The organism is Streptomyces sp. NPDC054849 (assembly GCF_053610945.1).
The window spans coordinates 25,907-38,656 of record NZ_JBSGZI010000015.1 but is presented as its reverse complement, the minus strand read 5'-3'; the positions used below and the strand labels follow the sequence as shown (position 1 = coordinate 38,656).

The 12,750-nt window shown below is 67.3% G+C and carries 8 protein-coding genes, 1 tRNA gene and 2 pseudogenes; 6 read left to right on the top strand and 5 right to left on the bottom strand.

The window, feature by feature from the left end:
* The 4 genes and pseudogenes from ACWGIF_RS09675 to ACWGIF_RS09660 all read left to right on the top strand — a co-directional run.
* Positions 1 to 599 (top strand): tetratricopeptide repeat protein (locus ACWGIF_RS09675; RefSeq protein WP_453493607.1); only part of this gene is annotated, 599 nt, incomplete at its 5' end.
* A 545-nt stretch (positions 600 to 1,144) separates the two neighbouring features.
* A complete protein-coding gene (locus ACWGIF_RS09670) occupies positions 1,145 to 2,461 on the top strand; it encodes a hypothetical protein (RefSeq protein ID WP_453493604.1) in 1,317 nt (438 codons plus the stop codon).
* Between the two features lie 381 nt (positions 2,462 to 2,842).
* Positions 2,843 to 3,548, top strand: a pseudogene (locus ACWGIF_RS09665) (GntR family transcriptional regulator).
* A 106-nt stretch (positions 3,549 to 3,654) separates the two neighbouring features.
* A pseudogene (locus ACWGIF_RS09660) lies at positions 3,655 to 5,173 on the top strand (LacI family DNA-binding transcriptional regulator).
* Positions 5,174 to 5,292: 119 nt separating this feature from the next.
* Here ACWGIF_RS09660 and ACWGIF_RS09655 read toward each other — a convergent pair.
* Together ACWGIF_RS09655 and ACWGIF_RS09650 are read right to left on the bottom strand one after the other, a co-directional pair.
* A tRNA-Pro gene (locus ACWGIF_RS09655) sits at positions 5,293 to 5,366 on the bottom strand.
* A 106-nt stretch (positions 5,367 to 5,472) separates the two neighbouring features.
* Complete coding sequence (locus ACWGIF_RS09650) at positions 5,473 to 6,411, bottom strand: metallophosphoesterase (protein ID WP_453493601.1); 939 nt, start codon at positions 6,409 to 6,411, stop codon at positions 5,473 to 5,475.
* A gap of 68 nt (positions 6,412 to 6,479) precedes the next feature.
* Here ACWGIF_RS09650 and ACWGIF_RS09645 point away from each other — a divergent pair, with 68 nt between their 5' ends.
* Positions 6,480 to 6,941 (top strand): GatB/YqeY domain-containing protein, encoded by a 462-nt coding sequence (locus ACWGIF_RS09645; RefSeq protein WP_453493598.1) that lies wholly within the window; start codon positions 6,480 to 6,482, stop codon positions 6,939 to 6,941.
* A 177-nt stretch (positions 6,942 to 7,118) separates the two neighbouring features.
* Here the strand turns inward: ACWGIF_RS09645 and ACWGIF_RS09640 are convergent, their stop codons facing one another.
* The gene (locus tag ACWGIF_RS09640; protein WP_453493595.1) at positions 7,119 to 9,407 is read right to left on the bottom strand and encodes a transglycosylase domain-containing protein; all 2,289 of its coding nucleotides are present in this window, start codon (positions 9,405 to 9,407) and stop codon (positions 7,119 to 7,121) included.
* A gap of 385 nt (positions 9,408 to 9,792) precedes the next feature.
* Here ACWGIF_RS09640 and ACWGIF_RS09635 point away from each other — a divergent pair, with 385 nt between their 5' ends.
* Positions 9,793 to 10,143: a WhiB family transcriptional regulator gene (locus tag ACWGIF_RS09635; protein ID WP_453493592.1), complete on the top strand. Its 351-nt coding sequence runs from the start codon at positions 9,793 to 9,795 to the stop codon at positions 10,141 to 10,143.
* A 29-nt stretch (positions 10,144 to 10,172) separates the two neighbouring features.
* Here ACWGIF_RS09635 and ACWGIF_RS09630 read toward each other — a convergent pair whose 3' ends face one another.
* Together ACWGIF_RS09630 and ACWGIF_RS09625 are read right to left on the bottom strand one after the other, a co-directional pair.
* Positions 10,173 to 11,606 (bottom strand): ArsA family ATPase, encoded by a 1,434-nt coding sequence (locus ACWGIF_RS09630; protein WP_453493589.1) that lies wholly within the window; start codon positions 11,604 to 11,606, stop codon positions 10,173 to 10,175.
* Entirely contained in the window at positions 11,603 to 12,583 is a 981-nt protein-coding gene (locus ACWGIF_RS09625) for an ArsA family ATPase (protein WP_453493586.1), read from the bottom strand. The genes ACWGIF_RS09630 and ACWGIF_RS09625 overlap by 4 nt, the downstream gene beginning before the upstream one ends.
* Positions 12,584 to 12,750: the final 167 nt, after the last annotated feature.

The window sequence follows — 12,750 nt, the reverse complement described above, 5'->3', positions numbered from 1 at the left end:
ACACCGAAGCACTCGACGCCTGCCAAACCGCCCTCGACCTCTTCCAGCAGACCGGCGACACCAACGGCCAAGCCAGGGCCTGGAACAGCCTCGGCACCACACTCGGAGGGCTCCGACGCCACACCGAAGCACTCGACGCCTGCCAAACCGCCCTCGACCTCTTCCAGCAGACCGGCGACACCAACGGCCAAGCCAGGGCCTGGAACAGCCTCGGCAACGCACTCAGGGAGCTCCGGCGCGACGCGGAAGCACTCGACGCCCACCAAACCGCCCTCGACCTCTTCCAGGAGACCGGCGACACCCACGGCCAAGCCGTCTCCTGGAACAACCTCGGCACCGCCTGTCGAGGCCTGGAACGTCAAGCGGAGGCGATCTCAGCTGGGGAGAATGCGGTCGCGATGCTGACTCAAGAAGAAGACTGGGCGCGTACCGGAGAAGCATGGGCCGAGTTCGCCACCACCCTGAACGCATTCGGTGCCGAACCCTCCCAGGTTCAGGAAGCATGGGAACAGTCCGCCAACGCCTACATCCGCGCTGGCGACGACGAAGCAGCAGCCACATCCCGCGCGAATGTCGAGAGCACACCACCAGGCACCTGACCATATAGGCCTCCACCCCTCTGGCTACTTCCTCCTTGGCCGTCGGCACAGTTGGGCACCCGCCTAACCCCTGATCAGGGCATCGCTCAATCGCGCCCTCAAGTACCGAGGGTGGGGCTCGGCCCAGCACCCTTATGCGGATGCCAGGGGCATGCCGGCAGCCCCTACCGCTCGTAACAGTCAGGGGCCGTTCAAGGGTGTGGACTTGAGCCCACGGTGACTTGCACCGCGACGGTTTTCAAGAGACCGCTGCTCTCCGCCCTATCTGGTGCCTTCTGGTGCGGTAGCCGGATTCAGAACTGCGGGGGTCCGTGCTGCCCAGATCGAGTCGGCGAACCTCGACTCCGCGGTGGCCCTCTGCCATCGTCGGCCCCCTCGCAAGGCCGAGAGACGGCCCAGGGCAGCTGCCGGTCATCTTGGGGGTTTCCCACGAGGGCTTCACCCAAGTGTCCTAAAGATCACCTGAGAGGTCGGCTCGCAACGCATATTGTGCAGACGTATCCTGAGAGAAGAGCCAGAACGCTGCTCCCTGCTGCGGAGATGCCATGTCGATCTGGACTGATTTTGGATTCGTCGGCTGCCCGTACGACACCGAGCCAATCCCCGCAACCACGCAAGGGGAAGGCCTGCTCGTCGGACGCGAGGCGGAGATAGCCGGCCTCATTACCCGACTCCAATCCTCGACACGACACCCAACCGTCGAGGGGCCTTTTGGGGTTGGAAAGACAAGCCTAATTTCCGTGGCTTGTTACCGATTGGAGAAAGCGTTTAGAAGTGGCGAAGCTAGCGTCAATTCTCTGATCCCCCTGGATGAGCCTATCGAGCTCTCTCCGGATATTACACTTGAAACTTTCCAGCGTAAACTCTTCTACAAGGTCGCAGACGGCTTTAGAACCCACCGGGACAGACTGGAAGCCACCGGGCGGAGGGTCCCGAAGCAAAAGGATGTCGAGCACTGGATGCTCGAACCTGTATCCCGCACTCGCGCAGGGGGGCTGAGTTCCCCGATCGGGGGACTCACTATGGGGACAGGGAGATCGCATTCGGGTAGCGCCGCCTACTCCGAATTCGGCTTCCCCAGAGCGATGAGGGCCTCACTGGAAAGCTGCTTTCCTTCCCGTGCCCATGGTGGCTTTATTGCGGTAGTCGACAACATGGAGCTCATGCGGACCTCCCAAAACGTGCGAGCACTCCTCGACTTGATGCGGGACAACGTCATGGCTCAACAAGGCGTCCGCTGGATCCTGTCCGGGGCTCAAGGAGTGATCCGCTCTGCGGCCGCCACTCCTCGACTGGCAGATCGTCTAGCGCATCCAATAGATGTAAAACCTATTCCAGACGACCTCATGTCTGAAGTTATAAGCCGCAGAATTGACGCTTATAAGGTTAGAGCCAAGCCGGTAATTCCAGTAGGCCCTGGCGGATTCTGGTACTTGTATGACATCTTCAACCGAAATCTTCGAACCGCTCTAAGGTTTGCAGAGGAATATTCCATCTATCTGCATGGGCAGTTTGGGTCATCGCTCAATAAGAGCGAAGATCTCAACTTGCTGGAAGCATGGCTGGCGGAGAATGCCGATCTCTATCGCGATGCTGCGGACGAATGGCTCGGCGAGAAGGAATGGAAGATATTTGACATGCTGAGGCTGCATGGGGGAACTTGCCGCCCCTGTGACGACTATCAGATTTTCGAATTCAAATCAGCTGAACCACTGCGGTCGCCCATTAAAGCCCTCAAAGAGGCCAACCTCCTGACATATGAGCCGGACGAGCTGAATAAGCGGCGAAAGATTGCTTCAATGACGGCAACAGGGTGGCTGGTGGCCTACGCAAGAGCGAATTATTCTCCGCCGTTCACTTAGCCATGCCTGGATTGGGAAGAACCTACCCGGTAGACGAGGTCGTGGAGCGGGGCGTAGACAGAGGCGAAACGTTGGACCGTCCGGCCAGTGAGCTGGACAAGCGCCGCGTGCGCCGGGCCCGGACCGAATGCTGGCCGCGCGGCGCGACCTGACGAACCGCACCGTCGGTGTGATGAGCCTGCCCGGGGGTGCGGTATGAACGCCAAGGCGCTCCGCTGGCACTACTACCCGCAGGGCCAACCTGTACACGAGCCGCCTTCAGCCTGCTTGGCGTCCGTCTGGCCCACACCTGGTCTACGACGGGCGCTTCACAGCCGGACGATGCGGCTTGTGCGACCCGATCAAAGCGATCACAGCCGACCCGGGGATAGTGCTCTGAGGATGGGGCCGAAGTCGACGAGGGTCTACCAGACGATCCGATTATGGATCGAGTCGGGCAAGTAGGGCCCCTGGCGAGAAGCTTCCCTCCGCGCGGACCATGAGCGCCGAGCTGGAGATCGGCCGCACAGCGCTGCGCCAGGTGCTCGCGCGGCTGGCGAACGAGCATCTGATCAAGGCGTACGACCGCAGTTCCTATCGGGTGGTCGGGAGCGAGAGCGTCGCGACGCCGGCGGAGCAGGAGCCCTGGACGATCCACGGCAACAGGACGATCTATGAAAGCGGGTGGGTGAATCTCGACCTCGTGGGCGTTGAACCGCCCGGGGTCGAGCGGTTCGAGCACCACGTAGTGCGCCTGCATCACGTAGCCGTCACGACCGTGGTCGATGAGCAGGACCGCGTGCTGATGATCTGGCGCTACCGCTTCGTCCCGCAGCAGTGGGGGTGGGAAATCCCCGACGGCATCGTGGACGAAGGCGAGCACAGCGGCGAGGGAAACCGGAGAGGAGACCGGCTGGCGCCCTACAGCAGTCGAGCACGTGACCTATCGGCCCATGATCGGCATGGTCGACTCCCCTCACGAATCTTCGTGTCTCGGGGTGCGGTGAAGGTGGGCGAACCGACTGACGTCGAGGAGGCTGGACACATCGTGTGGGTGCCGCTCGCTCTCCTGCACGTCCTCGCCTCCCGGGCTGCAACCGCCCCGTAAGCAGCTCCACACGTCGGCGATGCCGCACAGCCCCTGTGTGCAGACAGCCGCCTGATCACCGCCCCGCCCGGAGCCCCGGGCGGGGCTCACTCATAGAGAGGTCACCTTGGGATTCGCAGAAGACCGCGGGGACTACTGGCGCGGGCGATACGGGATCGAGCCCGGCAAGTACGGCACCGTCAAGGACGAGTACGGCAAGACGATCCGCTTCCGAACCAAGGGCGCCGCCGAAAAGGCGGCGGCGGTGGAAGAGGAGAAGGCCCTCATTGCCAGTCGTACTGCTCCCGGCTCAGCTCATGAGCGCGTCACCTTGGGCGACTACGCGAGCCGCTGGTACGAGGCCAGGGCCTCGCCGCCTCCACGGTGCAGAACTACCGCCGGCACATCGAAGAGCACCCGCTCCCACAGTTCGAGGAAGCCGTCGTCAGCGAGATCACGAACGGAGAGATCGACACCTGGGAGCGAGGCGAGCGCGCCCGCGAGTATGCCGCGAGCAGCATCAAGACCTGGCGCGGCACCCTGCATCTGATCCTCGCCGACGCGGTTGACGAGGAACTGCGCGAGTCGAACCCGGCAACCCGCCGCCCGGGGCCGCGGGAAACGGGCCGGCCGATCCCGGAGCCGGGGCCCGGAGAAGGTGGTGACGTCCGCCCTCGGCGTGTTGCTGATCGCCGAGCGTGCAGCTCTGCTGTCCGGACGGGACGACGAGTTCGTGGCAGTCGTGCTCAAGGGCTACACCGGCATGCGATGGGGCGAAATCGTTGGGCTGGAGACCAAGTTCGTCGGGCCGGCAGCCGTGCGGGTCGAGCACCAGCTCTACGAGCTCGACTCCGGAGAGATGCACCGCTGTCCCCCCAAGGACGACTCCTACCGGACGATCGACGCTCCTGACTGGCTCACCCGGCTCCTGCTCGGCCGGTCGGCAGAGCGGGGGAGAAGGCGTGCGACTGCCATGGGCTGCGGTAAACCTGTTCAGCGGGCACGCTGCCGCGAATGGGGCCGCGCGGCGTCCCGGGGCGAAGCTGGTGGATGTGGCGCGCGTCGCTGGTGTCTCGGCCGGCACGGTCTCCAACGTGCTGAACCGCCCTACCGCGATGGCCGACAGTACGCGGGCCGCGGTCGAGCAGGCCATAGCCGATCTCGGGTACATCCGGTACTGGCCGTCAGTGGAGAACGCTGCGCACTGGCGGCGGAACGGATTCGCGACGTGGCTCTTCCAGCCGGCCGCGACCGGCTGGTATCCGAAGAAGGCGCCGCAGGAGGCGCACCCCGTGCCGCTGGTGGCGGAACCCTGGCCGGGCATCCCGGCCCGCGGCCGAGGCGCCGCCCGCCGGGCCGAGGCGTCGTGGGTGCCGATCGCGCGGGGTCTGACGCCGCACGGGCTGCGGCACAGCCACAAGACGATGATGGACGAGCTGCGGACGCCGCCGAAGCTGAAGGACGAGCGGATGGGGCACGAGGACGGTTCCGTGCAGGCGCGGTACTCCCACATCACGCCGGAGATGCGCCGCGAACTCCTGGCCGGCCTGACCGGCATGTGGGAGGAGTCGCTCGACGCGCGCCGGCGGATGGCTCCCGGGTCGCCGGTGACTGTCCTCGACGCCCTGCTGCGGGCCCGTCCGTAGGAGCGAGCCGGGAGCCGTTTCGGCGGAGGTTTCTCCCAGGATTCTCCCGAGAGGGTGGGGAGAAACAAGCAGAGCCGGTGTCTTTTGCAAGACACCGGCTCTGACCTGGTATTTCAGCGTCGGGGTGGCGGGATTTGAACCCACGACCTCTTCGTCCCGAACGAAGCGCGCTGCCAAGCTGCGCTACACCCCGATCGCCGCCCCGCAGCACTTGCTGCCCTGGCGACATCGATTACTTTAGCGGACCTCACGCCGGAGACGAAATCCGGTTTCGCGGAGCGGTCGGCGGCGCGGAGTCCCTACGCCTTCGGGGTCAGCGTCAGGAGGGTCGCCTCGGGCGGACACGCGAAGCGGACCGGCGTGAAGCGGTTGGTGCCGCAGCCCGCCGAGACGTGCAGGTACGCGCGCCGGCCCTCCGCCTCGTGCGTGGACAGGCCCTTCACGCGCTTCGTGTCCAGGTCGCAGTTGGTGACGAGCGCCCCGTAGAAGGGGATGCACAACTGCCCGCCGTGGGTGTGGCCCGCGAGGATCAGCGGGTAGCCGTCGGCGGTGAAGGACTCCAGTACGCGCAGGTACGGGGCGTGCACCACGGCCAGCGAGAAGTCGGCGTCGGGCTCCGGGCCGCCGGCGACCGCCTCGTAGCGGTCCCGCTTGATGTGCGGGTCGTCGAGCCCGGTGAAGGCCAGCTCCAGGCCGTCCAGCTTCAGCCGCGCCCGGGTGTTGGTGAGGTTCAGCCAGCCCGCCGCGTCGAAGGCGTCCCGCAATTCCTCCCACGGGTTGTGGACGGCGCCGACGACCGGCTTGTTGCCGTTCAGCCCGTGCCGGCCCTGGGCCTTTTCGAGGAGGTAGCGCCCGGGATTGCGCAGCCGCGGCCCGTAGTAGTCGTTCGACCCGAAGACGTACACGCCCGGGAAGGACATCAGGGGCCCCAGTGCGTCGAGCACCTCGGGGACGCCCTCGGTGTCGGAGAGGTTGTCGCCGGTGTTCACGACGAAGTCGGGGCGCAGGCCCGCCAGGGACTGCAGCCAGGCGCGCTTCTTGCGCTGCCCGCCGACCATGTGGATGTCCGAGACCTGGAGGATGCGCAGCGGGCGCATCCCCTGGGGCAGGACCGGCACCGTGACCCGGCGCAGGCGGAACGACCGCGCCTCGAAACCGGCGGCATAGGCCACACCCGCGGCCCCCACCGCCGCGATTCCGGCAGCCGCCTTCAGGGGTACTCCGTAACGCGCACGCATGGACCCATCGTCGCAGACCCGCAAAACAGGTGGGCGCCACCGCCCCCGTACCTGGCACACTCACCTCCATGACCACGCTCAAGGCCAAGCTCCAGGAAGACCTCACGACCGCCATCAGGGCGCGCGACGAGCTGCACTCGTCCACGCTGCGACTGACCCTTTCCGCCATCACCAAGGAGGAGGTCGCGGGCAAGGAGGCCCGGGTCCTCTCCGACGAGGAAGTCCTCAAGGTGATCGCCAAGGAGGCGAAGAAGCGCCGCGAGGCGGCCGAGGCGTTCGCCCAGGGCGGCCGTCCCGAGCAGGCCGCCCGGGAGACCGCGGAGGGCGAGTTCCTCGACACGTACCTGCCCAAGCAGCTCACCGACGACGAGCTCGTCGCGATCGTGGCGCAGGCCGTCCAGGAGGCCAGGGCGGCGGGTGCCGAGGGGCCGCGGGCCATGGGCGCCGTGATGAAGATCGTGAACCCGAAGGTCGCCGGGCTGGCGGAGGGCGGGCGCGTCGCCGCCGTCGTCAAGCAGCAGCTCGCATAGGTCTCACAGGTCGCACAGGCCGTCGCACAGGTTGCGTAGGCACACCGGCGCCGGGCACCGAGCGCGAGCACCTGGCACCTGGCACCTGGCACCTGGCACCTGGCACCGAAGAGGGAGGACCCCAGCCGGTTCCGGCTGGGGCCCTCCCTCTGTCCGTGCTGTGCGCCGACCGGTGCGCTACCGGTCGTCGCGGCCGCCGATCAGGCCGTCGCCGGGGTCGATCGTGATCCCGGGGAAGGGCGGCTGCGGATCGGTGACGCCGCCCGTGGCGCCCTCGGTGGTTCCGGTCGTCTGACCGCCGGGCCGCCCGCCGGGCTTGCCGTCGCCGCCGGGCTTGCCGGGCCTGGTCGGGTTCGTGGGCGGCTTGTTGCCGCGGGGGCCGCCGGACGGAAGGTTCGGTTCGGGGATGCTGACCGTGGTGAAGCGCAGGGCCTCGTGGCCGGCGAGCGCGCCGGTGATCGCGTCCTTCCAGATCGGGCCGGGCAGACCGCCGCCGAAGACCTTCTGGAAGGGCTTGCCGCCGATCACGATGTTCTCCATCGTGATCTTCTTCGCCCCGCCCGAGCCGACCCATACCGCGCCGGAGATGTTCGGGGTGTAGCCGACGAACCAGGCGTTGTAGCGGGAGTCCGTCGTACCGGTCTTGCCCGCGCTGTCGCGATCGGTCAGACCGGCCCGCTCACCGGTGCCGGAGTCGATCACTCCGCCCAGCAGGGTGTTGATGGTGTCGGCGGTCTCCGTCGACATCGCCCGTGCGCACGTGGACTTCGGCACCGCGAGCGCCTTGCCGTGCGCGTCGGTGATCGACTCGATGGCCACCGGCGTGCAGTACACGCCGCGGTTGGCGAAGGTCGCGTAGGCGTTGGCCATCGTCAGCGGGGAGAGTTCGGCCGAGCCGAGCGCGATCGACGGGGACTCGGGCAGCTTCGAGCCGTCGGCCGGGACCACGCCGAGCTTCTGCGTCATCTCCGTCACCGGGCAGAGGCCGATCTCGCCGATCATGTCGACGAAGTACGTGTTGATGGACTTCTCCATCGCCGTCCTCAGCGAGTACGGACCGATCTCGTCCTCGGTCTCGTTCTCCGCCGTCTCCCTCTTGTAGGAGGGGTTGACGTACTGGGAGCCGTCACAGCGGGAGATCGGGCTCGGGTAGTCCATCTTGTTCGGCGCCTGGTACACCTTCGTCGGCGGCATGCCGCCCTCGAGGGCGGCGGCCGCGATGAACGGCTTGAAGGTCGAACCCACCTGGAAGCCGAAGTTCGAGCCGCCCATCCGCTTGTCCACGGAGTAGTTGATCTGCGTTTCGTTCTTCCCGAAGCCGTACGGCTTGGACTGGCCCATCGCCAGCACCCGGCCGGTGCCCGGCTGGACCATGGTCACAGCCGTCGCGATCGAGTCCTCCTGGTAGACGTGGTCCTTGATCGACTCGTTGGCCGCGTCCTGCGACTGCGGGTCCAGCGTCGTGCGCACCGTCAGGCCGCCCTGGTTCCAGACCTTCGCCCGCTCCTCGCGGGTCTTGCCGAAGACCGGGTCGGTCAGGAAGGAGTTGCGCACGTAGTCACAGAAGAAGCCCGCGCCCTTGACCGCGGTGATGCAGCCGTTCTTCGGCCGGGTCACCTTCAGGGTGACCGGCTTCGCCTTCGCCGCCTCCGCCTCCGCCTGCGAGATGTCCTTGGTGTCGGCCATCCGCTGCAGGACGATGTTGCGGCGTTTCATCGCCTCCTGCGTGTCGTTCACGGGGTCGTACCGGCTCGGCGACTGCACGAGGCCCGCCAGCAGCGCGGACTCCTCCAGCGTCAGGTCCTTGGACGGCTTGCTGAAGTAGCGCTGTGCGGCGGATTCGATTCCGTAGGCCTGCTGGCCGAAGTACGTGATGTTGAGGTAGTTCTCGAGGATCTTCTTCTTCCCGAGCTCCTCCTCGACCTGGATCGCGTACTTGAGCTCGCGGATCTTGCGGCCGAGGCTCTTCTCCTGGGCCTCGCGCACCTTGGTCTCGTCGTCGCCGGCCTCTTCGACGAACACGTTCTTCACGTACTGCTGGGTGAGCGTGGAGGCGCCCTGTGCGGCGCCGCCTTCCTGTGCGTTGCGGTTGACCGCGCGCAGGATGCCCTTGAGGTCGACCGCGCCGTGCTCGTAGAAGCGCGAGTCCTCGATGGCGACGATCGCCTTCTGCATGTACGGGGAGATCGCCGTGAGCGGTACCACCTGACGGTCGCGTGAATAGACGGTGGCGATCAAGCCACCCTCGGCGTCCAGAATCGTGGTCCGCTGACTCAGCGGCGGAGTCTTGAGATTGGCCGGGATCTCATCGAATCCCTCGACCGTGCCCTTGGCGGCGAGCCCCAGGGCGCCTGCGGCCGGAATCGCCATGCCGGCCAGCACAACTCCGGAGAGAACGGACACACCGAGGAACTTGGCGGCCTGCTGGCTCCCCGTGAGCCCGCCGCCCGAGCGCTTCTTTCCCATGGAGGGCAGCCTACGTTCTGATTCGCCGGACACACGCGAATGCCTTGGCCTAAGCTGTCCTCAACTGTCACAGCAGTGCGATGCGACATCAACCCCTCGGCTTGATTTTCACCCTTCCCGAATGGGGTGGACTGATGTCCGAATCTCGCCCTTCTGCTGAAGCCGCCCCGCCGATTACACCCGAATCGCCGGAATGGCCGGGCATGTCGCCGGATCACTCCGTCGGGTGATCTGCCGCTTACCCATAGTCCGTTCGGACCATTCAAGATTGGGCCCGTCGGGGGTGTTGCACGGTGCCCGCCTTCCGTAACGTCCTCAACTGGCAGCGGTGAATATGCCGCTACCGCCGTGGGGGAGCCTCGATTCGGGAGAGGACGGCGCCGGGATGGGCTGGGTTATCGACTGGAGTGCGCAGGCAGCCTGCCGCACTACCGATCCGGATGAACTGTTCGTTCAAGGAGCGGCACAGAACAGGGCCAAGGCGGTGTGCACCGGATGTCCGGTGCGGACCGAATGCCTGGCCGACGCGCTCGACAACCGTGTCGAGTTCGGCGTGTGGGGCGGAATGACCGAGCGGGAACGACGCGCACTGCTGCGCCGGCGTCCCACCGTCACCTCGTGGCGACGGCTGCTCGAAACCGCACGTACGGAGTACGAGCGCAGTACAGGCATCCTCACCATGGATGCAGACGCGGAGATCGACGTTTCGTACGAGACGTACGCGGCAGCCGGGTAGACCACGCGGCCGCCACGACGTACGAACGCCTACGCTCCGGCCGGAACCCCGGCCGCGAGTCGTTCTCCGATGGCCCGCAGCCCGGCGAGGTCGTGCACATCGCCGGGCAGGGCGGCCACTTCGGACACCGCCACTTCGGGATGCAGTGAGGTGAAGCGATCGCGTGTGCGCTGCTCACGCGCGATCACCTGCATCCGTTCGGCGTGAAGGCGCAGCAGTCCTGCCGTGATCTGGTCGACGACCGCGGTGTCGCCTTCGGTGCCGGGGGAGCCTGTCTCGGGAGGGTTCGGGGTCCGTGTCGTCTCGGCGGTCTCCGCCTTCTCCGCTTTCTCCGCCTTCTCCGTTTCTGCCCTGTCTGCCGTGTCTTCCGTCTTCGCAGTGGCCGGCCCGTCTACCGTCTCCGGAGTGTCCGCCGCCTCAGGGGTCGCGGCCTCCGCAGCGTCGGTGGGTCCCGCGGCCGGGTCACGAAGTCCAGCTTTCCCGGACTCCTGATCGACAATGCCGCCCTCTTCAAGATTCTCTGCGGCGGCCAACGCCCGTTCGGCGGACAGCTGGTCGGCTCCGCTGCCGTGCACCCGGTTCAGTACCAGCCCGGCCAGCGGCATGCTCTCCGCGGCCAGCCGCTCCACGAAGTACGCCGCCTCGCGCAGGGCGTCCGGTTCCGGCGCCGCGACCACCAGGAAGGCCGTACCGGGCGCCTGGAGCAGCCGGAAGGTCGCGTCCGCGCGCGTGCGGAAGCCGCCGAACATCGTGTCCATCGCGGCCACGAAGGTCTGAACGTCCTTCAGCAGCGAGGCACCCATCAGCTTGCTGAGGGTGCCGGTCATCATCGACATGCCGACATTCAGGAACTTCATCCCGGCCCGGCCGCCCACCTTCGCAGGCGCCATCAGCACCCGGATGAACTTCCCGTCCAGGAAGGACCCGAGGCGCTTGGGTGCGTCCAGGAAGTCCAGTGCGGACCGGCTCGGCGGCGTGTCCACGATGATCAGGTCCCAGTCGTCCCGGGCCCGCAGCTGCCCCAGCTTCTCCATCGCCATGTACTCCTGCGTGCCCGCGAAGCCGGCCGACAGCGACTGGTAGAAGGGGTTGGCGAGGATGGCCCGGGCCCGCTCGGCGTCCGCGTGCGCCTCGACGATCTCGTCGAAGGTCCGCTTCATGTCCAGCATCATGGCGTGCAGTTCGCCGCCGCCCGCCCCCACGGTCTCGACCTTGCGCGGAGTGTTGTCCAGCGAGTCGATCCCCATCGACTGCGCGAGCCGCCGCGCCGGGTCGATGGTCAGCACGACCGCCTTCCGCCCGCGCCCGGCCGCCCGTACGCCCAGCGCCGCGGCCGTGGTGGTCTTGCCGACCCCGCCCGCCCCGCAGCACACGATGATCCGGGTCTCCCGGTCGTCCAGCAGCCGGTCGACCGCCAGCCGCGGCGGAGTGTCCAGGCCCACGGTGTCCACCCCCTCGCTCATTCGGCCACCGACTGCTTGCGCAGTTCCTTGGCCAGTTCGTACAGCCCGGCCAGATCCATCCCCGTGCCGAGCAGGGGGAGTTCGTACGTCGGCAGGTCCAGCCCCGTCAGTACGGCCCGCTGCGCGCGCTCCAGCTCCACCCGGCTCGCGTGCTCGGCGGCCTGCGCGAGCAGCGGGTCCACCAGCCGCTCGGCCAGCCCGCCACGGCGCGCGCCGCCGAGGCCCGCACGGGACAGCGCCCTGGCCACCTCCGCGCGGTGGTCGCCGGCCGCGGTGCGCAGGGTGTCCTCGTCCAGATGGTGCGGCCGCACCATGTTGACGACGACCCGGCCGACGGGCAGCCCCGCCCGGCGCAGTTCCTCGATGCCGTCCGCGGTCTCCTGGACGGGCATCTCCTCCAGCAGGGTGACCAGGTGCACGGCCGTCTCGGGGGACTTGAGCACCTTCATGACGGCCTGCGCCTGGTTGTGGATCGGACCGAACCGGGCCAGGCCGGCCACCTCGTCGTTGACGTTCAGGAACCGGGTGATCCGCCCGGTCGGCGGCGCATCCATGATCACGTGGTCGTAGACGTACGCGCCGGCCTTGTCCTTGCGCCGTACCGCCTCGCACGCCTTGCCGGTCAGCAGCACGTCGCGAAGCCCGGGGGCGATGGTCGTCGCGAAGTCGATGGCGCCCAGCTTCTTGAGGGCGCGGCCGGCCGAACCGAGCTTGTAGAACATCTGGAGGTAGTCCAGCAGCGCCCGTTCGGCGTCGATGGCGAGCGCGAAGACCTCACCCCCGCCGGGCGCGACGGCGATCTTCCGCTCCTCGTACGGGAGCGCCTCGGCGCCGAAGAGCTGCGCGAGCCCCTGCCTTCCCTCGACCTCCACCAGAAGAGTCCGCTTGCCCTCGCGTGCGAGGGCAAGCGCGAGTGCCGCGGCGACCGTGGTCTTGCCGGTGCCGCCCTTGCCGCTGACCACCTGGAGCCTGCTCACAGCGTCCGAGCCTAATTCCTTCGTGTCGACTGCGAGGGAGCCGGGTGGTTCTGCCGGAGTGTTCGAGGGTGAGGTGCGTTACGGCGGCTCCGCGCGGGGCGCGTGAAGCCTCTGGTCAGATGACACGGGCGGGCTCCACGACCACCCGGCCGCCGGCACGCGCATGA

Coding starts and splice junctions, on each gene's coding strand:
- ACWGIF_RS09670 (WP_453493604.1), top strand. CDS start 1,145: ATGTCGATCTGGACTGATTTTGGATTCGTCGGCTGCCCGTACGACACC.
- ACWGIF_RS09635 (WP_453493592.1), top strand. CDS start 9,793: ATGGGCTGGGTTATCGACTGGAGTGCGCAGGCAGCCTGCCGCACTACC.
- ACWGIF_RS09645 (WP_453493598.1), top strand. CDS start 6,480: ATGACCACGCTCAAGGCCAAGCTCCAGGAAGACCTCACGACCGCCATC.
- ACWGIF_RS09650 (WP_453493601.1), bottom strand. CDS start 6,411: ATGCGTGCGCGTTACGGAGTACCCCTGAAGGCGGCTGCCGGAATCGCG.
- ACWGIF_RS09630 (WP_453493589.1), bottom strand. CDS start 11,606: ATGAGCGAGGGGGTGGACACCGTGGGCCTGGACACTCCGCCGCGGCTG.
- ACWGIF_RS09640 (WP_453493595.1), bottom strand. CDS start 9,407: ATGGGAAAGAAGCGCTCGGGCGGCGGGCTCACGGGGAGCCAGCAGGCC.